The 20,649-nt window shown below is 47.8% G+C and carries 27 protein-coding genes and 1 pseudogene; 14 read left to right on the forward strand and 14 right to left on the reverse strand.

Annotation, left to right across the window (positions count from 1 at the left end; all coding sequences use genetic code 11):
* Positions 1–10: 10 nt before the first annotated feature.
* The 3 genes from M3650_RS06005 (at position 11) to M3650_RS06015 (ending at position 1,948) form a co-directional block, all read left to right on the forward strand.
* On the forward strand, positions 11–505 hold the full coding sequence (locus M3650_RS06005) for a D-Tyr-tRNAtyr deacylase (protein ID WP_251573214.1): 495 nt from the start codon (positions 11–13) through the stop codon (positions 503–505).
* 114 nt (positions 506–619) lie between these two features.
* Positions 620–1,189, forward strand: a complete 570-nt coding sequence (locus tag M3650_RS06010) for a class I SAM-dependent methyltransferase (RefSeq protein ID WP_251573216.1) — start codon at positions 620–622, stop codon at positions 1,187–1,189.
* A gap of 60 nt (positions 1,190–1,249) precedes the next feature.
* Positions 1,250–1,948 carry a class I SAM-dependent methyltransferase gene (locus M3650_RS06015; RefSeq protein ID WP_251573218.1) on the forward strand — a complete coding sequence of 233 codons (699 nt, stop codon included), beginning with the start codon at positions 1,250–1,252 and terminating at the stop codon, positions 1,946–1,948.
* A gap of 57 nt (positions 1,949–2,005) precedes the next feature.
* On the opposite strand, the gene M3650_RS06020 is transcribed toward M3650_RS06015, so the two are convergent.
* From M3650_RS06020 to M3650_RS06035, 4 genes are all read right to left on the reverse strand, one after another.
* Complete coding sequence (locus M3650_RS06020; RefSeq protein WP_251573220.1) at positions 2,006–2,866, reverse strand: CAP domain-containing protein; 861 nt, start codon at positions 2,864–2,866, stop codon at positions 2,006–2,008.
* A 139-nt stretch (positions 2,867–3,005) separates the two neighbouring features.
* A complete protein-coding gene (locus M3650_RS06025) occupies positions 3,006–3,815 on the reverse strand; it encodes a glycosyltransferase family 2 protein (protein WP_251573222.1) in 810 nt (269 codons plus the stop codon).
* Between the two features lie 33 nt (positions 3,816–3,848).
* A complete protein-coding gene (locus M3650_RS06030) occupies positions 3,849–4,547 on the reverse strand; it encodes a class I SAM-dependent methyltransferase (RefSeq protein WP_251573224.1) in 699 nt (232 codons plus the stop codon).
* Positions 4,548–4,738: 191 nt separating this feature from the next.
* Positions 4,739–4,984 carry a hypothetical protein gene (locus tag M3650_RS06035; RefSeq protein WP_251573226.1) on the reverse strand — a complete coding sequence of 82 codons (246 nt, stop codon included), beginning with the start codon at positions 4,982–4,984 and terminating at the stop codon, positions 4,739–4,741.
* Positions 4,985–5,047: 63 nt separating this feature from the next.
* Between M3650_RS06035 and M3650_RS06040 the strand changes: the two genes are divergently transcribed.
* From M3650_RS06040 to M3650_RS06050, 3 genes are all read left to right on the forward strand, one after another.
* On the forward strand, positions 5,048–5,488 hold the full coding sequence (locus tag M3650_RS06040; RefSeq protein WP_251573228.1) for a hypothetical protein: 441 nt from the start codon (positions 5,048–5,050) through the stop codon (positions 5,486–5,488).
* A 191-nt stretch (positions 5,489–5,679) separates the two neighbouring features.
* Complete coding sequence (locus tag M3650_RS06045) at positions 5,680–6,318, forward strand: hypothetical protein (protein WP_251573230.1); 639 nt, start codon at positions 5,680–5,682, stop codon at positions 6,316–6,318.
* A gap of 111 nt (positions 6,319–6,429) precedes the next feature.
* The gene (locus tag M3650_RS06050) at positions 6,430–7,047 is read left to right on the forward strand and encodes a histones H3 and H4 (RefSeq protein ID WP_251573232.1); all 618 of its coding nucleotides are present in this window, start codon (positions 6,430–6,432) and stop codon (positions 7,045–7,047) included.
* Between the two features lie 54 nt (positions 7,048–7,101).
* Here M3650_RS06050 and M3650_RS06055 read toward each other — a convergent pair whose 3' ends face one another.
* The 3 genes from M3650_RS06055 to M3650_RS06065 form a co-directional block, all read right to left on the reverse strand.
* Complete coding sequence (locus tag M3650_RS06055; RefSeq protein ID WP_251573234.1) at positions 7,102–7,506, reverse strand: M67 family metallopeptidase; 405 nt, start codon at positions 7,504–7,506, stop codon at positions 7,102–7,104.
* A 1-nt stretch (position 7,507) separates the two neighbouring features.
* Complete coding sequence (locus M3650_RS06060) at positions 7,508–8,884, reverse strand: hypothetical protein (protein WP_251573236.1); 1,377 nt, start codon at positions 8,882–8,884, stop codon at positions 7,508–7,510.
* A gap of 89 nt (positions 8,885–8,973) precedes the next feature.
* Complete coding sequence (locus M3650_RS06065) at positions 8,974–10,266, reverse strand: hypothetical protein (RefSeq protein WP_251573238.1); 1,293 nt, start codon at positions 10,264–10,266, stop codon at positions 8,974–8,976.
* A gap of 102 nt (positions 10,267–10,368) precedes the next feature.
* Between M3650_RS06065 and M3650_RS06070 the strand changes: the two genes are divergently transcribed.
* Complete coding sequence (locus tag M3650_RS06070; protein ID WP_251573240.1) at positions 10,369–11,031, forward strand: BMQ_0737 family morphogenetic spore coat protein; 663 nt, start codon at positions 10,369–10,371, stop codon at positions 11,029–11,031.
* A 96-nt stretch (positions 11,032–11,127) separates the two neighbouring features.
* Positions 11,128–12,108 carry a CgeB family protein gene (locus M3650_RS06075; protein ID WP_251573242.1) on the forward strand — a complete coding sequence of 327 codons (981 nt, stop codon included), beginning with the start codon at positions 11,128–11,130 and terminating at the stop codon, positions 12,106–12,108.
* Positions 12,109–12,302: 194 nt separating this feature from the next.
* Here M3650_RS06075 and M3650_RS06080 read toward each other — a convergent pair whose 3' ends face one another.
* On the reverse strand, positions 12,303–12,650 hold the full coding sequence (locus tag M3650_RS06080) for a DUF1360 domain-containing protein (RefSeq protein ID WP_251573243.1): 348 nt from the start codon (positions 12,648–12,650) through the stop codon (positions 12,303–12,305).
* Positions 12,651–12,779: 129 nt separating this feature from the next.
* Here M3650_RS06080 and ytxJ point away from each other — a divergent pair, with 129 nt between their 5' ends.
* Positions 12,780–13,169 (forward strand): bacillithiol system redox-active protein YtxJ, encoded by a 390-nt coding sequence (ytxJ, locus tag M3650_RS06085; RefSeq protein ID WP_251573245.1) that lies wholly within the window; start codon positions 12,780–12,782, stop codon positions 13,167–13,169.
* A gap of 3 nt (positions 13,170–13,172) precedes the next feature.
* On the opposite strand, the gene selD is transcribed toward ytxJ, so the two are convergent.
* Positions 13,173–14,252, reverse strand: coding sequence for a selenide, water dikinase SelD (gene selD / locus M3650_RS06090; RefSeq protein WP_019421450.1), 1,080 nt, complete (start codon positions 14,250–14,252; stop codon positions 13,173–13,175).
* A gap of 433 nt (positions 14,253–14,685) precedes the next feature.
* Here selD and M3650_RS06095 point away from each other — a divergent pair, with 433 nt between their 5' ends.
* The 5 genes from M3650_RS06095 to M3650_RS06115 all read left to right on the forward strand — a co-directional run bounded on the left by M3650_RS06095 (position 14,686) and on the right by M3650_RS06115 (position 18,809).
* On the forward strand, positions 14,686–15,279 hold the full coding sequence (locus tag M3650_RS06095) for a response regulator transcription factor (RefSeq protein ID WP_251573247.1): 594 nt from the start codon (positions 14,686–14,688) through the stop codon (positions 15,277–15,279).
* 11 nt (positions 15,280–15,290) lie between these two features.
* Positions 15,291–15,842, forward strand: coding sequence for a hypothetical protein (locus M3650_RS06100; RefSeq protein WP_251573249.1), 552 nt, complete (start codon positions 15,291–15,293; stop codon positions 15,840–15,842).
* A gap of 59 nt (positions 15,843–15,901) precedes the next feature.
* A complete protein-coding gene (locus M3650_RS06105) occupies positions 15,902–16,645 on the forward strand; it encodes a sensor histidine kinase (protein ID WP_251573251.1) in 744 nt (247 codons plus the stop codon).
* Between the two features lie 500 nt (positions 16,646–17,145).
* Positions 17,146–17,862, forward strand: coding sequence for a hypothetical protein (locus M3650_RS06110; RefSeq protein ID WP_251573253.1), 717 nt, complete (start codon positions 17,146–17,148; stop codon positions 17,860–17,862).
* Positions 17,863–18,029: 167 nt separating this feature from the next.
* Positions 18,030–18,809 (forward strand): YheC/YheD family protein, encoded by a 780-nt coding sequence (locus M3650_RS06115; RefSeq protein WP_251573255.1) that lies wholly within the window; start codon positions 18,030–18,032, stop codon positions 18,807–18,809.
* On the opposite strand, the gene M3650_RS06120 is transcribed toward M3650_RS06115, so the two are convergent.
* The 5 genes and pseudogenes from M3650_RS06120 to M3650_RS06130 form a co-directional block, all read right to left on the reverse strand.
* Positions 18,803–19,174: a hypothetical protein gene (locus M3650_RS06120; RefSeq protein ID WP_251573257.1), complete on the reverse strand. Its 372-nt coding sequence runs from the start codon at positions 19,172–19,174 to the stop codon at positions 18,803–18,805. The genes M3650_RS06115 and M3650_RS06120 overlap by 7 nt on opposite strands.
* Before the next feature lie 319 nt (positions 19,175–19,493).
* On the reverse strand, positions 19,494–19,742 hold the full coding sequence (locus M3650_RS06125; RefSeq protein WP_251573259.1) for a hypothetical protein: 249 nt from the start codon (positions 19,740–19,742) through the stop codon (positions 19,494–19,496).
* A gap of 27 nt (positions 19,743–19,769) precedes the next feature.
* Entirely contained in the window at positions 19,770–19,895 is a 126-nt protein-coding gene (locus tag M3650_RS31830; protein WP_285848327.1) for a hypothetical protein, read from the reverse strand.
* A pseudogene (locus M3650_RS31835) lies at positions 19,896–19,979 on the reverse strand (hypothetical protein); the annotation flags it as partial. It abuts the gene before it with no gap.
* Positions 19,969–20,292 carry a hypothetical protein gene (locus M3650_RS06130; protein ID WP_251573262.1) on the reverse strand — a complete coding sequence of 108 codons (324 nt, stop codon included), beginning with the start codon at positions 20,290–20,292 and terminating at the stop codon, positions 19,969–19,971. The pseudogene M3650_RS31835 and the gene M3650_RS06130, both read right to left, overlap by 11 nt.
* Positions 20,293–20,649: the final 357 nt, after the last annotated feature.

Here is a 20,649-nt window from a genome sequence, read left to right on the forward strand (position 1 = left end):
CAGCGAGGTGATGACAATGAATCACTCCCCTTCTTCCGTGTCGGTCGAATGTGTGCTCCAATCTGCCGCCGACATCGATGTAACCATGCGGCACGTGACCTTGTTCGTAAACGTGCTGTTCCGCAATACAGGACATCAGGCAATTGAACATCCTCGCATCGTGATAGCCGTTTCTCCAGAGCGCGCATGTGAGATAAGCGGAAAGATCCTGTCACCCCAATTGATTCACACGCTTGCCGTCTATGTAAAGGGCGGCAGGCAATCCGGATGGAAGTTCACCGATGACAATTGGTTTCGGTCCGGCAAAGCGAGCGGAGAGTATAACATCGAATCGATTGAACCTCTAACGCTGTCTCCGGGCGGCGGATGGACAGAAATGAAAGATTTGCAAATCGTATGCGATATGGACAAACTGACGAAGCCCTTGACGGTGAACGCTTTTATTTTGGCGCAAGAAATTAGCTTTACCGCCCTCAATTCCATCTGTATCAGCATGAGCATATAAATTGTGCGAACGACTATACAACTTCCTTTCTTTTGATGAATACAGTAATAACGGAATACAGGCAATACACCATATGTGGGCTAGTTACGGCATAATGCAATAAGGAGTGAAGAAATGAGAAATATCATTAAAAATTTTGCTGCCATTTGCGCAGCAGTTCTTCCTTACGAGGAGCCTGTATACGAGTTCGGCGCTTATCAGGTCGCGGGTCAGGAAGGCTTTGCCGATCTGCGGCCTTATTTCCCAGGCAAAACGTATGTCGGATGTGACATGCGTCCAGGTGTAGGTGTTGATCTCGTTCTGGATCTCCATCACATTGATCTGCCGGACCAGACGGCAGGACTTGTGATTTCACTGGATACGCTGGAACATGTGGAGGATCCGCGGCTCGCGTTGTCCGAAATCCACCGCATATTGAAGCCAAACGGGATTGCCATCATCAGTTCGGTGATGAATTTCCCGATTCATGACTATCCGGCTGATTATTGGCGCTTTACGCCGCAAGCATTTGCCAGCATATTGAAGCCGTTCGATACCGTCATTACAGATTACGCAGGAGAGGAAATATTCCCGCATACCGTAGTCGGCATTGGCATCAAAGGAAATGCAGTTCCTCCAGAGAATATTCAACTGTTGCAGCATCATTTGAATCAGTGGAGACAAAATAGCTATCATCAGCATTAAGTGTGATGGCAAGCGGTGAACCAGCATGTATGTACCTGGTGGCCATGGGGGGTAAGGATATTGATTTATTTCTGGAATCAAATCATACATCCGATCTTGCAGTTGACGAAGCCGAACGACATTGTCGAAATCGGCTGCGCGCAAGGGTTAAACACTACGAACCTGTTAAGCTACGTCAATGGAGCGGACAGCGGACGTCTCGTCGCCATCGATCCTTCTCCTCAGTTCGATGTGGGGCGATTGAAGCAACAGTTCGGGGATAAGTTCGAAATGCTGCGGGGATTCAGTCTGGAACTCCTCCCTCATATCCACCGGTGCGACGCCGTGTTTGTGGATGGGGATCACAATTGGTTCACGGTGTATCATGAACTAAAGCATTTAGAACGAATGGAGCGGTTTCCGATCGTATTTTTGCACGATTTGGAGTGGCCATACGGGAGAAGAGACATGTACTATTTCCCGGAATCCATTCCCGCCGAATTCCGGAAGCCCAGTGCGCAAAAAGGCATCCTGCCTGGTGTCAATGAGCTGGTGGAAGACGGTCATAACTCGTCTGTTCATAACGCCGAGTATGAAAATGGGGAGAGAAACGGTGTACTGACCGCGGTAGAGGACTTCATGGCGGAATCGAAGCTGCCTTTGCAATTACACAGAGTACACAGCCAATTCGGCCTTGGTGTCATAATGCCTGACGACTCAGACATCTACCGCCATTATAATGAAGTGACCAGACACATTATCGCGCAATCTGGTCTATAAGCGGTCAACATCGAAGCCGCAGATGTCCTTCGACGTCTGCGGCTATTGCTTGCTCTATTATTGCTGTATGAACATCTGTACGTACATCGTGCCGTACGGTCCACCCGGAACAATTCCGATGCCCACTTGATTGAACTCCTTCGTCATGATGTTGGCGCGATGCCCTTCCGAATTCATGAGCGCAAGATGAGCCGCCGCAACCGAGCGATTGCCGGCAATATTCTCAGCAGCTTTCTTGTATGCGACTCCCCCGGACTGCATCATCTTGAACGGAGAACCGTAAGTCGGCGAATTATGGGAGAAGTAATGGTTATCGACCATATCCTTCGCCTTCAGGCGGGCCAGCTCCATCAGCTTGGCATTCGGCTTCACCGACTGCAAGCCTGACTTGGCTCGCTCTTGATTCATCAGTTCAATCATTTGCTGCTCTTCGGCAGACAATGTGATACCTGTATTTCCTGGCGTAACCGGAGCAGGGTTAACGACTGGCGGCTGAACGACAGGAGGCCGGACGACCGGAGGCTTAACTACCGGCGGTTGGACGACAACCGGCTTCTCCGGTGCAGGCTTGGAAGGCTGCGGAGTTGGCACAGGCTTGCCGATGGCACTATCATAAGCCGCCCCCTCCTGCTTCAGACGGTTCATCGTGGCATTGTCGATGACACCGGTCACGCGGATACCATGCTTTTGCTGAAATTTCTTCACAGCCCGCACAGTGTAGCGATCATACTTCGTGTCCACTTCCACATACCATCCCAGCTTGTGAAGCAGCTGCTCTGCTTCCAATACTTGCGGGCCCTGATCCCCTTGCTTGAGCTTCAAGCCGTCTGCATACCCGATCGATGTCAGAGAGGCAGACAGAAGCGCAACTACAGAGAGCGTCGTGAACAGCTTGCTTTTCCTCATTTTTCTTACCATGTTAAGGAACTCCTTTCTATTATCTTCTATTTCAGACTAATAGAAAGGAATTAACCTAACAACGATCATTATTTGGAAATTCATTCTTCTTTATTTAATAAGCGCTTTACTATACAAAACTAAGTAATGGCAATATTTACTATATTTTCATTGCGATAGACCCATTTGCATCATAATAATTAAATTGCGAATCGACGCTAAGTGCCTGTTTATGCCCCCACTTCTGATGAAATATGATTTGGTTTTGACCATACAATGACATCTCAGTCAGTCCGAACTGTTCGAGCCATGTCGAATAATCTGATTGTGACGAAGTTTGTGAACCGACATGGTGAACGTAAACACCGATCGTGAGCACTTTATATCCCCGATATATGGATTCAAGGCAAATATCCATATCATAATAGTGGTGAATCGGATACTGATTCGCGATACCGCCGATTTCAAGAATGAGCTCTTTTCTTATGATTAAGCACATCCCATCCAGCACAACGGAAGGGACGTAATCCTGCAGCATGCGTGTTCCGTGAACTTCGGCATTGATCATGTTGCTTGTAAATGATGTGCGTAATCCTCTGCAATCCATTGAATGCCCTCCGCCGAAGCCGGCAGCTCCGACAAAAGAAACCTGTTCCAGCACCCGGTTGATCTTCACATCAAAATGCGGCTCTAAAATAAGGAGATCATTATGGAGATACATAATATAAGTTGTGTCCAACACCTGCCAAGCTTGATTCATGGCAGGGATGACCCCGATGTTCACTTCATTGCGGATGTAGTAATCTCCGAGAGCCTGAAGTTCTGTCTGGTATTCCAAGCTAGAGCCATTATCAATAATCAAGAGCGGTATATGTTGGCTGGAATAGGCTCGTATATAATGGATGCACTGCCTTGTCATATCCAATTGATTCAATACTAGTATAGCAATGCCGAATAATGATGAAGACATCTTTCTCCCTCCTTCAAGATGTATTTATTGTTCTTATAATCCTGATAATGAGAGAATCGCTTGAATTTGCATATCAACAGCATCATGTTTCGGAACGATAATGCCGAGCCCGCTATTGGAATAGGCTTGATGAAAGCTTAGATTCAACGGCGTTTGCTTTAAAAAGTCCTCGATCGCCGTGAGCACGCCGTTGCGTTCCCCATTTTCATAGAGCGCATTATAGAGTATGCTGTTCGCCCCTCCAACTTCCAGCAATTCCGATCGGCCGTATTCCATTCCCTTTTGGGCATGCGGATGAAGATATGCAGGCGGTATCGACTCAGGGAAGTAATACATATCCCTTCTGCCATATGGCCATTGTGTGTCGTGCAGCAGCACGACAGGGAATTTCCCGTCCTGCGAGGCCATTGCCTCAATCAACTTCAATTCATGATATACGGTATACCAATTATGGTCCCCGTCGATAAGAATGGAATCGTACTGTCGCAAATGAGGGAGAATTTCTAAGCTGTAATCCATCATCATATGAAATTCCTTGTGAAAGAGTCTCTTATATTCCTGAACGTCAAACCTAGGGGATGGATCAATAACGAACAATTCACCGTTTACGGCACGGCAATACTGCAAAAGATGACTTGTATTCCAACCATTCTCCGCTCCGATTTCCACAATCTTCTTCACACCGTACATTTGCAAGAGAGGCAATATTATTTTTTCCCAAAATGCAAGCATTTCTCGCTCACCTCCGTAAATCATTGTATTCTATTACTTCATATTGGTATAAACATTCATACCACTTTTAAAAAAACGGCATTTATTTGTCCTATTGAAACAGAAAAGAGCCCACTGCCACACATGGGCAGCGGGCTCTTTTACTATTCCATCCCTAACGTTCTGATTTCATTCCGCGTTTATGCTGATACTCAGCATTCCTCTTCCTCATGGATGGTGCATTCATGAGGGTGCTTCCGGCAATCATCTTCGTCGATAACGACAGGCCCGCAACCATTGTCAGGATCAATCGTTAATACGTCGCCTTGGCAGAAAGAGCTGTCAAAGGTCAACGTAAGCCAGAGCAAATTGTCCGATTCACTCGGTGGAATGCATTTGCCCCACCCGAAGATTTCTTCAAAGTCGAGATGAAGGCAGCATGTCGGACAATCTAACACAATCGTTTTTGCGCAAAATGTGGTCTGTACTTTTACTTTGACGATACAAGGAACTTTACATTTATGTCGATTGTTATGATGTCCGTGATGTCCGTGATGTCCGTGATGCCCGTGATTACAGCACTTGCACTTATCACAGCAATCGCAATGGTGCTTGTGTTTGCATTTATCGTGACAGTCGCAGTGATGCTTGTGCTTGCTTTTATCGTGACAGTCGCAGTGATGTTTATGCTTGCTTTTATCGTGACAGTCGCAGTGATGCTTGTGCTTGCATTTATCGTGACAGTCGCAGTGGTGCTTGTGTTTGCATTTATCGTGACAGTCGCACTCATTATGGCGGTCATTATGTTGATGGATTTTACATTTTCCCTTCAAATTATCATTGGTCACGGTAATATCAAGATCACACAAGGGTTGTTGCGTCTCATTTCGCAATATGAACTTAATGACGTTCTCGCAGTCAGCGGACACATGCAGCGTCCGAAACACAAGCTTTCGTTTTAATGGAATCGTCAATTCCTACCTCCTCCAATCCGACTTTCTAATCTATAAGTATGCCGATCCAACGATACAAGTTTGTGCGAATGAATCTATTAATTCATCCATACGATTCATTCTGGCTACTCATACATTAGTAATGTGAAAGGACAACACCACACCAAGTCCTTTAACAAGCCTAAAGGAGGTTTTTTTATATGCCAATTATCCCCATTCAACGGCTTACCAGCAGCACAGCCAATGTAGTCAGTGCAGCTGACAAAGCAACAGCAGCCGCTTTGGCACTGGCAGGTGCGGCTCCTAACGTAGTGAATGTAGGCAACGCGCCATTGATATGGCCTGAAATTCGGAAATTCGACAACGACAATACCGTATTTGCCGCTGCTCCGGACCCACAGGCCGTATGGACGCAGCCGACATTCATCCCTGGAGAAACGCACGGCTTTGCGGCAGTGTCTATTACGGTTCCTTTGACGATCGGTATCATCAATGATTTTCTGATCGCATTGACCGTATTTGCCGACAACGCCGTGACCGCACGGATTCAAGCCGTGAGCACGCTAGGAGTTAGCTTGTTCCCGGTTCCTGGACTCGACGTCGACTTGAACGCCGGCTCGTTGAACCCAGTCACGGGTATTACTACTGATGTCGCCAACCCTTATAACTGGCAAAAAGTCCGCTTCTACTCGATCCCAGCTTCCCTCGGATTAATTAGTATCGCGGTTGGCGTACGATTCGTCTTCTCCTTCCAAGTGACGAACTATCTCACCAACGGCGCCATCAACACGGCTGGCTTGGCCTTCTCAGCCGATATTTATCAAGCGACTCCTATCTAATCTATGGCAACTGATTCAGCATCTGAAAGATAGCAACAGCCATACCCGCTCTTCATGCGGGTATGGTACTCTCATGTTTTGATATCTTCATTGGATAGGAGGTTGCAAACCGTGCCATTGCTACCGATTCAGAGACTAGTAAGCCATACCGCGACCGTAATCGGCGCATCCGACAGAGAGACAGCTTTTAGCCAACTGTTGTCCGGAACGGTTCCAAATGTCGTCAAGCTGGGCAAGCTGTATGACGAGAACAACGCCATCGCCAGGCTATTTAACGAAGGCCCCACTTTTCTTCCAGGTCCCGATCCGCATATTGTGAAATATGCTGCTGCGAATCAAGATAACTGCCGTCAAGGCTATGCAGCGCAATCCCATCCGATTAACCTAGACCTGTCGAACAATTTTCTTATTGTGCTCATAGTGTACAGCGCAGCTGAATTGCATAGCCGTGTTGATATTGCAGATTTAGATTCCCTAAACCTACTGCATTCTTCTCCTCAGCCGATGAACCGGAAAAGAAAATCCATACCCATTTTCTCCTCCCTGAATGCAGACAACCACAGCCGCTCACAATGCTTGCGAAGCTATACGGTGCCGGTTGTGTTCGATGAGGCGTGGGCGGGTCTGGATGTTAAATTCGTCTTTTCTTTTGAACTTGCAGATGAACGCGCTGTTCTCCCGGAAGGGTTCGCTTTTATTGCGGAAATCTATCAATCGATCCCCTTGTAGCCTATGTACAACAAAAAAACGGTCCCTTATCTTGTTGTAAAGATAAGAAAACCGTTAGGAAGGCACAAGCCAGATCGGCTCATGTTGCACGTCTCCCCCCGTAATACGGTAGCTGCGGACGCGCGGTCGCAACCGATTCAACGACACGATGAGATAGGAGCACGGATACGCAACATGTTCGATATCGAATGTAGACGGATAAGGGTAACTATTCGGATGGGAATGATATATTCCCAACAACTGTTCATTATGCTGTTTCATTTGCTGTAAAGCTGTCACCACTTGTTCCATATCCATAGCGAACGATACAGGGCTTTGATTGACGTTCCGTATGTTCCAGCAGTGTCCGACTGTCCCCTCACTTCCGGACAGCAGGCCGCAAGCTTCAAGCGGTTTCTCTTCCATGCAGTGAAGGACCATCTCACGATAGGCTCCTGCTGCAATTCGAATGTAGCCCATATTACGATTTCTGAGCCCTTTCTCTCTCTAACGTCATCATATCGAACGGTTTTGGCGCCTGCTTTTTCTCTTGCTTTTGAGACATCTGATTCATGTAACTGAAAAAAGACGTGTTGCGGCGCTTTTCCTCGTCCGATGGCCCCCGCTCCTTCCTTACCGTCTGCGCTTGCAGCCATATAAAAGTCGAATACGTCGGCGCCTGCTTAGAGCGCGTATCCTGCCCCTCTTCTGCAATAGGTTCCGACCCGCTCTCGGCTTGTCGTTCCGAATCGCTGCGCTCCTCTGGTTCTATGTCGACGGTGACAATGTGAACAGCCTCGGCTTCATTCTCCTCACTTGCTTCCAGCACGGTTTCCGGCAGTAATTCTGAATCCGAAGCGGCGACAGTATGTGTCTCATCGTTTTCATAGGTTTCATTTTCTTCATTTAGCTCAATGCCTTCAATTCCTTCAATTAGCTCAATTCCTTCAATAACTTCATTCACTTCTTTTTCTTTATTAACCTCAATTGCCTCATACACTTCTTTTTCTTCATCTGTTTCATCCGCCTCGTTCATGTGCCCATCCATATCGGCCACATCCGGAATGTCAGCCGCCTCAGTTGGTTGGCCTGCATCATCTGCGGCTGCACCTGCTGGGCCTGATTCCACTGTTTCCATAACGCTGTGCTGTTCCGCAACCACAGAATCAGCCGTCTCTTGTTGAGCGGCAAGGCCAGCGTGCTCCATCCATTGCAGCGTTCGAATCAGGTCAAGAACCGGCTGCTTCGCAAAAAATGAGGTGGCCGTGCAAACAATGCTTCGTGACAGCTGCTCCAACTCCAGCGGAGACAACGCGGAGAGCCTTCCGTACGTTAAAGCAGCCATCGGCATGTTGTGACCGGATAATGGAGATATATAGTTCGTTACCTTCTTCCAATTCAACGACACTCCGCCGACAGGCAAATCAGATAGCTTCACAATGTTTTGGATAAGTAAGTGTGCCAGCTGTTTGCTTGATTTCATCTGCTGCACAAAAAAATGGGCTGTCACCTTATTCTCATCCGGCTCAGGCTCCAATACCGAAAGCCAGATACTCGGCTTTGCTCCGTTCAACTCAGATAAGCATGCCTTTCGTTCTTCTTCCGTGTCAACAATCCATACTTGCAGCCCCGCTGCTCTAAGCGCTTCACTCGTGAGCATGAGCAGTCTGTCCTTCACCCGCTTACATTTGCTTTCCAACACGACCTGATGCCCTGATAGCGGATTGACAATATTGAGCGTACCGTTTTCTTTGTCCAAATGAAAAGTAAACGAATGCATGCCAAGCAGCTGATACACATCGGGAAGCATCGTGACGGATATTGTGCAGAGCGGTTTGGAGCTAATTTGGATTTTCATCTGTTCACCCTCCGATCTGTTCTGGTGTATAGCCATAAACATACACTTGCTGAGGATGTTCAAAAAAAGGCCCATTTTTCTAACTACACTTATAATATGAAGCGCAGAGAGAATGGTTCCGTATCGGACGTATCCTGCAGTTTCTTTATTTCCGCCAGCACTTCGCATTCCGTTTGTTCCAGCACCCGGCACTGCTCTATGAGCTGCTGCAGCGACATTTCTTTTACCTCATTGCCGCTGTCCAACTCGTTAACGGCTGACTGCAGCCCCTCCACCTGGCTCTCGAAATGCCTGAATAACTGTTCCATCTGCAGGCCGTAGAAAGCAAACCCGGTGTCAACGGGCAGCAAGGCCTTCATCGCAGAGAACGAGTTCAGCAAATCAATCTCTTCTATCGGCCGGAAGTAAGGGGCCCCAAGTCCGAGCAGGAGCACCGGAACGATCCGGTCTGGCTCACTTATGACACTCTGGACGATCGAAAGCTGTGCCTGCGGCGAAAAATGAATATCGCTAAAGGGCGACCAGCACTCCCCATAATCCGTCGAGTACGCAGCCGCGATACGCCCGCTCTCTTCAACCAGCAGCAGCAGCAGCATTTCTCCCCTACATATAAAGTAGGGCTGCGGCTCCGCATCTTCAAATCGAACCGATAGCGGCATGCACGATCCAGAAATTCGCGTCGGATTGGCGTAGTATGATGCAGCCGCCGAACCGCTGTGAATGGTCCATGCCGCATGGGGCCGGCCGTCATCATCGACGGATAAGCCAATGCTCCACCGTTGGCGGACCTGTGCAGCAGCGAACAGACGCATCCACACCTTCTCGCTCGCGTGCTCGATATCCACTTCAAGCAGCTCAAGAGCATGATGCTCTTCGTCATCGCTGCACACATGGAACAAGCCGTAAAGCCTCCCTTGCTCGCTTACGGTAAATAACGCTTGAGCGACACGTTGGCCCGTTTGACCCGGACGCATATCCGGAAACGCAACGGAGCGCTCGCGCCACACTCCTTGGTGGCAAGATTTCATTATGAACGTCAACGCACCTTGCTCTGTCACTATGTAGCAAATATAAAGGGCAGACCGATGCATGAATAAATACGGGAACCCGCCAGTCGCGCGGCGTTCTATGCACCGTTCCTGCTGCAGTCCCGTATCCAGAGAACATTTTAAATAGTATATACCCGTATCGCATTGCGCCAGAACATGAACTTGATTCTCGGAAGGGATCGCGCAAAATTGTCTGATCGGCCCGTGTGCCTGCCATTTCATGAAGACCGGCGGCTCCTGCAATCGATGCACCGCATGCTTTAGCACCCCGTTGCGGTCAATGCCGAGCCAATGAGTGCCTTGCGTCATTCGAAAAAGGACATTCCTCAGCACCTGATATCCCTCCAAAAAATTCATGGGGTTTCGTCACCTTTTTATTGCCTCCTCCATAGACTGTATTGAATTTGAATTCTACAAAGGAGGCCTGAAACATCAATGGAGAGCAAGTTGGTTCAAGGGCAGACGACACCCCCCGAATATTTGCCTTTACCCTCTTTGGAATGTATAGAGGTTCCTAAAATATTCGATTGGGTGTTGAAAGTGACCCAAATTGTCGACGAGTCTACAGTCGATCCGATGTCCTGCTTACCACTTCCGACCTCATTCCGAATTGAGGTAAGAGTAGTTGACGTCGACTGCGAAGAGAAAGTTGGTTCTACGAGAGAAAACGTAGTTGTCACGGTCGGTGGCACTCCAGTGACGTTGCAACGGGTAGTCATGAGAAAGTTCGGAACGTATGAGGTAACGATTATCGACACCTCGGTTATCCCGAACGTTGTACACTGCAAATATACGAAGAACTTCGTGCGCTTTGAAAAAGTGCTCTTGTGCGCTCCTCCGGGAACTGTCATCGATTGCCATATCGTGCCGGATGCAACAAGAATCGAGTTCTTGGATATCGTGAACAACACGTTCGTTAACGTCGATATCGTCATTTGCCAAAGCATTCAAGTGAAAGCAAATGTCAAGATGATGGTTGAAGCGGAATTATGCCAGCCGCGCGCTGAAATTCCGATTCCGGAAAATCCTTGTGTGGTTACATTCCCTCAACAATGCCCTGACGTCTTCCCTGGTGCGCCTTATCCGTTCCCTGGATAATTTAAATGCTGATCGCTTGGGGTGGTGGACCAAACCATCCCTTTTTTAATCTTTCATTCTTTCATCCTTCCTTCACAGGCAAGCAAGGAGGCGTCTATGAAGCTGTATTATATTGCTTCTGGCTACCGGAGACCGATTGATATTCTCGATAATGCGCTGATGAAAGCAGTTGGCGGACACAGTCGCGAGGCGAAGCTATTCCTGCTCAATCGGACTCCCATTCAGAACTTGCTGCCCGACATCCGCCAATTCGCTCCAGATATTGTGCTTACGCTGTGCGGACCGAAGTCATTTCTTCCTCCAGAACTGATTCGCGCCATCCGGGCTCTGGGCATTCCGACAGGCATCTGGTTCGTGGACGATCCGTACGCGATCGACAACGCGTTGCAAGTAGCGCCGCATTACGATTATGTGTTTACGATTGATTCCGGGTGCATCCCCTACTATGAAAGGAACGGCTGCAAGCGGGTATTTCATCTGCCGCTCGGAACCGACTTGGACATTTTTCGCCCGTATGCGGTTCATTCTTCGTACCGGAACGACGTATGCTTCATCGGAACGGGCTACGACAATCGGCTTGCTTTCATGAAGGAAACACTGCGGTATGTCAACAGGGATGTCCGGGTGCAGCTGGTCGGTCATTTCTGGGAAACGGTCGACTGGTCAGGCGGCTGCGTGCCAAGCATTCGAAGCAAATGGATTAATTTCTCGGAAACGCCTCGTTACTTTAACGGTGCAAGCATTGTCTTGAACATCCACAGGAGCGAGGACGACTCGCTAATCGACAAGAACAAAGCCGGGGCTCCCGCCCATACCATTAATAACCGCACATTCGATATCGCAGCATGCCGGGCTTTCCAGCTTACCGATTACCGGCCTGATCTGGAATTATTCTATGCGCCGGGAGAAGAGATTGGCTGTTACCATTCTCCGCAGCAGTGCGCAGATCTCATCCATCACTATTTGAACGAACCTGAGAAACGGCAGGAAGCAGCGGCAAAAGCCTATCTCAGAACATGTGCCCAGCATACCTTCTCACATCGGTTGAACAGCTTGCTGCACGATATCACAACCTAATGTTTAATCACTCGAGCCATAATTTATCATATGCTATCATGATTTTGAAAGATGCAGACGACCGCCTTAATTGGCGGACAAATCAGCAGCAATCCAACCTAACGTGCGGTTCAAAAAGATCACTTTTCAGCACCGTGAAGATTGCAAGAATTCGACTGCCTTATAACATAAAAAAAAGGCAAGCAGTTGCCTGCTTAGCCTTTAACAAACGATTCAAGAATCCCGGCCGCCCCGGCGATAGCCAGCACGAGAACGAGAGGATACGCAATATCTGGTATTAGTAAATAAGCTGCTCCCACTACAGCGGCAGACCATACCCCGACACACCAATAACAGGTCAAGAGCTTGCGCATAAATGCGTGAAAACGTCCGCCTTTTTCGTCAATTACCGCATAAATGGCGCCCGTTTCGTCGGTGTGGAACCGCTCCTCCACAAACGGGCGGCGCAAAAATGCCGTTATTTCATCGAACACAATCAATCGCGTCAAGCGGTAGCTTGCCAAAAACAGCAGCATAAATGTCAGCCAAGAGATGTCCCACATCAGCAGTTCCCTCCATGTCCTGCAAAACATACCGGATCAGTTCATTGTATGTCTCCCCGTCCAGAACAAGAACTGAATACATAGCCGCGTTCAACGCGCTTGATATGAATATTAAGGAGGAACCTTGCGATGTCTCTTATGATTATTCAATCCGACGAACAGCTCACGCAGCTCATCCAGCAATCCGATGCCAGACCATTGTTTTTATACAAACATAGTTCGCGTTGCGGGTCGAGCCGGGTCGCTCATGTCGCGCTTAATCATTTTATATCGCGCTATCCGGACGTCTCTTCCCGCTTCACATTCGGCGTTATCCGGGTCGTCGAGGAAAAGGATCTGTCCGATCGGGTATCCCTCAGACTCGGAATCCCTCACGTATCTCCGCAAATTATTTTAATCAACCAGCAAAGGGTCGTCTGGCACGCCTCTCATCAACAGATTAATTCCAACCAATTGTGCAAAGTAGCTCTTCATTTTCTGCATGCGCCTGAGACGCGCGGCAAAATATATATTGACTAACGCCTATTTGCTGCTGCGATTGCCGACTGCGTGTCCCGTTACGGTAATTTCACCCGGATGCTCCGCAACGACTTCTCCGATGCATGCTGCCGCAATGCCTTTATCGTTCATCGCTTGCAGCAGGGCTTCCGCATCTGCTTCCGCTACGGATAACAGCAATCCGCCTGAAGTAACGGCATCACACAAAATCAACTGCGATATTTCATCCAAGCGCCCGTCAAAGCGAATGTTATCCTTCACATGATTGAAATTGTTCTTCGTTCCGCCGGGTACAGCACCCTGCTCCGCCAACTCGCGCACGCGCGGAAGAACCGGAACGGACTCTGCATAAATATGCAGACCGGTCTGGCTGCCCTGCGCCAACTCCGAACCATGCCCGAGCAAGCCGAAGCCGGTAACGTCCGTGCAGGCGTGAACTTCATAATCCGCCATCACTTCCGCCGCCGTCTTGTTCAGCATCGTCATCGTCTTCGTCACGAGCTCAATTTCATCCGGCTGCAGCAGCTCGCGCTTAAGCGAAGTGGTCATGATGCCGACACCGATCGGTTTCGTTAACACGAGCTTGTCTCCCGGACGAGCGCCGGCATTGGTGAGCACCTTATCCGGGTGGATGATGCCGGTAACAGCCATGCCGAATTTCGGCTCCGCATCATCAATGGAGTGGCCTCCGACCAACGTAGCTCCCGCCTCCTTCACCTTGTCTCCCGCTCCACGCAAGATTTCTGCCAATATGGACTTATCCAGCTTCGAAATCGGGAATGCGACAATGTTGAGCGCCGTCAGCGGTTTGCCGCCCATCGCGTAAATATCGCTAAGCGCATTGGCCGCCGCGACCTGGCCGAATGCGTACGGTTCGTCCACAATCGGCGTGAAGAAATCGACCGTCTGCACGATCGCTAGCTCGTCGTTCAACCGGAACACGCCTGCATCATCGCTTGTGTCCAAGCCGACGATCAAATCGGGATGCTTCTCCGTCGCGGGAAGCTGCCGCAGCACCTGCGCCAAATCTGCGGGGCCAATCTTACAGCCGCATCCTCCTTTGCTGGACAAAGTCGTCAAACGGACATTAGGTTGTTGCTCCATCTTTCATCATCCTCCTGAGTATAGGCCAAAACTTCATGTAATTATTTTACCACATTGTGTTGTCCGGCTTAGAAATGAATTGCCGTACCGTTCCGATTCCATTGCGGCATAAGAGTCAATATATTTTTTTTCTTTGACAAAAACAGAATTCGTTGTATACCATATAGTAAAGAATGAGCATTAATTATTTGTAAGCGCTTCCCGATATGAATGTAAATATATCCACCTTTATACATATAATTCATGTTCAAGATTCGCTTTATAATCAATAGGGCACTTTTTGAACTGCTGCATATATAAGTTCAAGGGGGTTGACGGGAATGGACATAATGATTGTCGAGGATGAAGCTTCTGTCCGCGATATACTCGAATCTTATTTTCTTAATGAAGGGTAGAAGGTAAGGTGCATCTGTCCTGCGATGGCATAGAAGCTTTGAAGAAAGTCCAGTTATACAAATTGGATTTGGTCGTGCTTGATTTGATGATTTCCGGGATTCCAGGAGAGGATGTGTGCCGCAGCATTAGGCGGATGTCCAACGTCCCCTTGATTATGATTACCTCCAAAGCGCGGGAAGTCGATATGATCCATGGCCTCAATCTGGGAGCCGACGATTACATCACGAAGCCTTTTCGCATGAAAGAAGTTATCGCTCGCATCTATGCCTTGCAGCGCAGAATCAATAGTATGAACAGCACCAGCTGCAGCATTCTGTATTTTAATCGGCGCAGGCTCATGGTTAATTTCGAATTGGAAGATGTATTCCTCGAAGGAACACCGGCTAATCTCACGACAACCGAATTCAGGACGTTAAGCATTCTCGTGAAGAAGCCGGGAAAAGTGTTTAGCAGGCACGATTTGTCCTATGAAGTGCAAGGCTACCGCTTTATCGGAGACGGACGCGTCATGGATGTACATATTATGAATATTCGCAAAAAAATAGAAGAGGATCCGAAACGCCCCCAATATGTTGTTACGAAGATTGGCTCGGGATACAAATTTAGTTTCCAGCCAGATGATGAACGATGAAGCGACTCGTTTTGACCAGATTCAAAACCCGTACCTCCATGTTCATCTTCATGTTATGCATCTCCCTCACATCACTGATCTGTCTCTACTTCGTATTGATGCATCTCTGGAAAGAACAGTTCACTACATATAAGCAGCAAGCTTTGACGGAGCACACCTATCATTTATCCTATGTCATTCGGAACTTCATGTCCGAGGGACCACTTACCGAAGTAAATAACGCTCAATTGCGGGAAGCCTCCAACCAATTCTCGGCTCCATTTCGCTATTTTGATCCTGACCGCAAGACAATAAAAATGAACCTTAAGACGGAAGACGTACTGGTCAGCACTAATCCTTATGAAGTGGAAGTTCCTATCATTATCGACGGGCATATAGACGGATATTTGCATGCTTATTACGATTTGGACGCCGGATTGCATTCACCCGCTATCGTGCAATACGAGCAAGAGCTTCTGACCCGAAGCCGTAATACGCTCGGCCTGTTCATATTAGCTGCGTTGCTTCTCTCTCTGTATGCCTCACATCGCTGGAGCCGCAGCATCCACAAGCAGGACAATTAGCCGAATCTATCGTTATCGGTAACCGTAATACGGTAATACCGCAGTGCGGCACAAGAGAAATGGCGATCTTGATTGCGACAATCAACAGCCTGCTCGCTGAGTTCGATCGCCAGGAAAGCTGGCGCACTCAACTGATGCAGGATTTAACGCATGAGTTGCGCACTCCGCTTACGGCTGTGCTTTCCCGCTTAGATGCAATAATTGATGGCATTTATCCATTGACGAAAGACAATATGCTCAGCATTTTGACCGATATTGAACGATTGTACCGGCTGATTGAGGATATGGAGAAATTGTCGGAAGCGGAAGGCGCCCGCTTTGAGCTGAATCTGCAGCCATTAGAGATGACGCGAGTCGTTAGAGGGGTGTATGAAGGCTTTTTATTTTTATCTAAGGAAAAAGAAATAAAGTTTGTCTTTGAGAAACCTCACACTCCTTGTTTTCTGGATGCCGATCCGGACCGGATGGTACAAATATTGTCCAACGTCATTTACAATGCGATCAAATACACGCCGCGCGGAGGCAGCGTCGTTCTAGGCTTATCATGCAATCAAGGGGACACGCTCATCTATTGCCGTGATAATGGGATCGGCATTACCACAGTAGATTTGCCGCACATCTTTCATCGATTTTACCGGGCAGACAAATCTCGTTCACGTGACAGCGGTGGCTTGGGGGTTGGTCTAAGCATTGCCAAAGCATTGGTTGAATCTAATCGGGGAACTATTTGGGCGGAAAGCGAGCAGGGCGAAGGTTCGACGTTTTGGATTCGTTTTCCGGAACAAAACAGGTTGAACCTATAGTTGAAGAGCAGGCCAAGGGCACGCAAGGGCGCAAGGAGCACGCTAAAGAGCATACCGAAGAACAAAATCTGTATGTGGAGCTAACTTCTATTGGAAAACATACAGTGAAATGTACGGATTGGGCGGTTACACAGCACGTTGATTGTATTTTGTACAGTGGATTAGACTGTTGTTCGGCAATTACGGCGGAATTCATGTCAAACCATTGGATCAATTCCAATGGAACCTGTCTGCAAGGAGACATACGTGCTATTTCATTGTACAGAATCCAATGGAACTTGAGCCAGGGGATCCCGGCCAAGCCTTTGGATTGTTTTTTCCCGTAGAGGAGATGAGCGTTCCCGTTGAACATGCAGCCCATTTCAGCCTTGCATAAATGAGATACATGACATTCCTTTTCCACCAGTAGAATATGAGCCGTTACAGCCTTCATCGGGCGCTTCTGTCTTTATCTAAATAAACCATTTATCGGATGTCTTTTGCCAATCTAAGAGAAAGTTATGCCACTCTTTCAATCATTCCGTCTATTACGCCGCAACCTCAACATCCTGCTCATTCCTATAACTCTAGATCTTATCGTGCTTGCCGTCATGATAGCCACGACCGGATGGCAGCTGCATTCGCAATGGAGTTATCGTATCGTGCTAGAAATGGGCCTCCCGTCAGTCTTTCATTTATTTAACATTCCTTTAACTTGGGCGTATGTTATCGTCATGCTCGTATGGGCATTTGCACAGGGCGGTTATATTAAGGCACTCGTCTCTATTATCGAAGGACAGCCTGTCCGTGCTGCGCAAGTGGTGAAGGACGGCCTCAAGTACTGGGTTCCGTTTGCCTTTCTGAACATTACGGTACTGCTTGCCAAGGCTGCCGCCTCTTCCTTGCTCATCATTATGTTCGGTTCGATTGGCGCTGCCGCATCGCTGCTATTATTCATGGTCATGCGGGTCCTCGCCGTATATTGGGAATTTACAGTTGTTGTCGATAATGTCAATTTCGATACCGCGTTCCGCCGAAGCATGAAGTACTTCAAGCATAACAGTCTATCTGCGATCGGGATGGCGCTCGTTATGTTTGCCTTCTCCGGGGCGGCGAGCGTGCTGGCCAATTACTTTGTGATGCCTGCTGCCGTAATCGTAACGATGTTCGTGTATAGCTTCATCATGTCTATCATCCAGTTGGCGCTAATGCTTACCTTGCGAGAAACGAAGCGATAGCCTTAAATACGGTGCAACGTTTTCAAAAATAGGCTCGAACTTGTATTCGCCTAATTGTTTGGCTGAGGCAATGATTACGTTTTGGCATGCAAAATAGACGGAAGTCCAGCAGCATGTTCTAAAGTATCCGAATACGATATCAAAACATGAATGAGGGAGACTGATCCATGACAAAAGAGCATGCCGCCGTTCCTTCCAAACCACATGTCCCAGCAAGAACTATCAAGTGGGATCACTATCGTGAACTAAAGAACGACAGCACGATTAAAAGGCACCTTCCCGCCACAATGAAACTGAATAAACAATCTCTATTTTCCATGCTGTCGGAGTATACATCGGTATATTTAAAACCTAATCGAGGGGCTTTTGGTGTAGGAGTCATAAAGGTTCAGAAGATAATTCATGAGAAACAACCGCGTTTCCTTGTCCATGAGGGAACCAGGAAGAAAACATTTTATTCGAGGAATCAGGTATACGCATTTGTTTTGGCAAATATGGTGAACAAAGATTATTTGGTCCAGCAAGGCATAGACCTGCTCCGATGGAACGAACGCCCGTTTGATCTGCGGTTGATGATCAAAAAACAAAGTGATAACACTTGGCTAAATGAAGGGTTTGTCGGCCGCGTCGCTCATCCGAAAAAAATCGTAACGAATATCCGCAGCGGCGGAACTGCGGTGTCCATCGATGACTTATTAGCTCCATATACCAACGTAACAAGTAAAATAGAGACCAAAAAAAAGTTGAACCTATTGGGAGAGCAAATATGTGAGCTGCTGGAAAAGAAATATCCTGGTATTCAGCTTTTTGGGGTTGATCTAGGGCTGGATCAAAACTTAAAACCATGGATTATCGAAGTGAATAATCGACCGGAAAAAATATGTTGGAAGTGCATGCTTGAATTGTATAAAAAGTCTAGCGAAAGCAGCCATTTCATATTTTATTGAGCTTTGTTCATATCCGATTTCGCGAATTCGGGCAGCTTATCATACAGCTTCACATAGCTGTCCCATACGCTTTCCCTCGCTGGAGGCGGTGCGAACTGACATTGGAAGTAAGTGGCGATATTTTTGCCTTCGTACCGTTTGTTATCGGCCGCAAATTGGGCATTTATCGACTTGTCGCCCGTAATGACAGACGGGGTTCCCGCACGGGCAAGCGTCTGTTGATATTCTAGAGAGACGCTTGCCATAATCCATTGGAAGGCAGCCTCCTTCTTCTCATTGAACTGGTTTATCGTGAAAATTTGGGTGTTCGGCGTCGGAGCCGTCTGTTCCATCCCCGGCCAGTCGACAGTCGGAACGATGTCCATATTTTTTTGAAAAATCGAGCGCTTCCTCCTCGTTGCCGCCGAACCAGGTGAAGTAGCCGTGCCAATCGATATGCATCGCGACCATCTTATCACTAAAGCCTGAATTGTTCTCGTCGAACAGGCCGGGAATGCTGAAGCATGGCTGCCGCCGTTTATTTTTTCATTGCTGAAATAATGCGGGCGATATGCGAGTCAATGTAAGAGTATTTTTGCAAGTGAATGTGAGAGAATTTGTGAGAGTAGAAGCTAGATATGAGAATAGAGGTTGGAGTAAATATGCGGGTAGCCGGATCGTGTTGCTGAGATGCTTCGATCAACTTTATTTTTTCGCCATCATTTCTTTCACGATACTTGTATATTCCTCCTCCATCTCTCTCAAATAGGTCGCGACGTCTTTGTCTGGCATCTTAACGAAATCCCGCGCCTTCTGGTTGATGCTGAACGACACCGACGGGGCCGTCGGACCGACATCCGGATGATCCGGCCATACCGGTACGGATACCATGTCGAACTCCAATCCTTCAACAGCACTGTTCAGCAGAAGATGAGGAAGTTGACCAACATACATGGCTAGATTCTGCTCGTTACTGAAGCTTTATTTATAATCGCTCGTGTCAACCATGCCCGGAATGTTATAGCCGAAGGACAAGCCTTTGTATTTCACTCCGTCACGTTCAGCAGTCACTTGCTTCGCCAGCTCGAGGGTTTCGTCCCACGTCATTCCATCCTGCGGATAATCAATGCCGAATTTATCGAATATGCTCTTGTTGTAATACAGCGCTTTTTGGCTGCCTTCAATCGGCAGGCCGTATAAGAGCCTTGGGAAACTTCAGTTCAATCTGCTCTTTGAATCGCTGTTTAAATGTTTCTTCATCGACGGAGATAATGAACTTGAGCGTAACTGGTTCACCGTCATACGTCACGGCATTCGTATTGGCCTGTCTGCTATTCGGTTCCGATTCCTTGCCTTCTCCTTCTGCAGATGTGGAATTTTGATTATCAGTCTGCTTCTGTTCAGCGGGTGCGGGGGTATCTTCTGCGGTTTGTCCGCTGCATCCTGCCAGTAGTGATACGAGCATAAGGATCGCGACAAGCAGTATAGAAACGTTCTTTTTCATCGCCACGAGCTCCCTTCGTCAGACAACGATTATTTTGATATTGAAATGTTCGGCAGGACCGGCTCTGCTCATGATGCAAGCAAAGCCGGTATGATGAGGTGAGTGGAGTTAAGTGGAGTTAACACGAGAAGTCTGTTTAAGGATAAAATAAGATATTATATAAGTTGAATCAAAGTTCTTAGCAACCCTTGGCAAGGAAAAATGAACCATTTGTCGAATAAGAAACAGATGAAGAAGCGGACAAAGTGGGGAACGCCATGGATAAGCATAATGAACTGGAAAAAGTAAAAGAAGCCATGAAACAAGCCAAAGAGCGTCGAATGTATGAACGCTATCAAGCCATCTATTTGCACTTGA

It is taken from the genome of Paenibacillus sp. MER TA 81-3 (genome assembly GCF_023713585.1).
GTDB lineage: Bacteria > Bacillota > Bacilli > Paenibacillales > Paenibacillaceae > Paenibacillus_B > Paenibacillus_B profundus.

Excerpts from the sequence above, each read along its gene's own strand:
- M3650_RS06125 (WP_251573259.1), bottom strand. The coding sequence starts at position 19,742 with ATGTATGTTGGTCAACTTCCTCATCTTCTGCTGAACAGTGCTGTTGAA.
- M3650_RS06105 (WP_251573251.1), top strand. The coding sequence starts at position 15,902 with ATGGCGATCTTGATTGCGACAATCAACAGCCTGCTCGCTGAGTTCGAT.
- M3650_RS06055 (WP_251573234.1), bottom strand. The coding sequence starts at position 7,506 with ATGGGCTACATTCGAATTGCAGCAGGAGCCTATCGTGAGATGGTCCTT.
- M3650_RS06045 (WP_251573230.1), top strand. The coding sequence starts at position 5,680 with ATGCCAATTATCCCCATTCAACGGCTTACCAGCAGCACAGCCAATGTA.
- M3650_RS06070 (WP_251573240.1), top strand. The coding sequence starts at position 10,369 with ATGGAGAGCAAGTTGGTTCAAGGGCAGACGACACCCCCCGAATATTTG.
- M3650_RS06075 (WP_251573242.1), top strand. The coding sequence starts at position 11,128 with ATGAAGCTGTATTATATTGCTTCTGGCTACCGGAGACCGATTGATATT.
- M3650_RS06115 (WP_251573255.1), top strand. The coding sequence starts at position 18,030 with ATGACAAAAGAGCATGCCGCCGTTCCTTCCAAACCACATGTCCCAGCA.
- M3650_RS06060 (WP_251573236.1), bottom strand. The coding sequence starts at position 8,884 with ATGAAAATCCAAATTAGCTCCAAACCGCTCTGCACAATATCCGTCACG.
- M3650_RS06025 (WP_251573222.1), bottom strand. The coding sequence starts at position 3,815 with ATGTCTTCATCATTATTCGGCATTGCTATACTAGTATTGAATCAATTG.
- M3650_RS06040 (WP_251573228.1), top strand. The coding sequence starts at position 5,048 with ATGTCGATTGTTATGATGTCCGTGATGTCCGTGATGTCCGTGATGCCC.
- M3650_RS06005 (WP_251573214.1), top strand. The coding sequence starts at position 11 with ATGACAATGAATCACTCCCCTTCTTCCGTGTCGGTCGAATGTGTGCTC.
- M3650_RS31830 (WP_285848327.1), bottom strand. The coding sequence starts at position 19,895 with ATGACGTGGGACGAAACCCTCGAGCTGGCGAAGCAAGTGACTGCTGAA.
- M3650_RS06110 (WP_251573253.1), top strand. The coding sequence starts at position 17,146 with ATGCCACTCTTTCAATCATTCCGTCTATTACGCCGCAACCTCAACATC.
- M3650_RS06010 (WP_251573216.1), top strand. The coding sequence starts at position 620 with ATGAGAAATATCATTAAAAATTTTGCTGCCATTTGCGCAGCAGTTCTT.
- M3650_RS06130 (WP_251573262.1), bottom strand. The coding sequence starts at position 20,292 with ATGAAAAAGAACGTTTCTATACTGCTTGTCGCGATCCTTATGCTCGTA.
- M3650_RS06020 (WP_251573220.1), bottom strand. The coding sequence starts at position 2,866 with ATGGTAAGAAAAATGAGGAAAAGCAAGCTGTTCACGACGCTCTCTGTA.
- M3650_RS06080 (WP_251573243.1), bottom strand. The coding sequence starts at position 12,650 with ATGTGGGACATCTCTTGGCTGACATTTATGCTGCTGTTTTTGGCAAGC.
- M3650_RS06120 (WP_251573257.1), bottom strand. The coding sequence starts at position 19,174 with ATGGACATCGTTCCGACTGTCGACTGGCCGGGGATGGAACAGACGGCT.
- ytxJ (WP_251573245.1), top strand. The coding sequence starts at position 12,780 with ATGTCTCTTATGATTATTCAATCCGACGAACAGCTCACGCAGCTCATC.
- selD (WP_019421450.1), bottom strand. The coding sequence starts at position 14,252 with ATGGAGCAACAACCTAATGTCCGTTTGACGACTTTGTCCAGCAAAGGA.
- M3650_RS06030 (WP_251573224.1), bottom strand. The coding sequence starts at position 4,547 with ATGCTTGCATTTTGGGAAAAAATAATATTGCCTCTCTTGCAAATGTAC.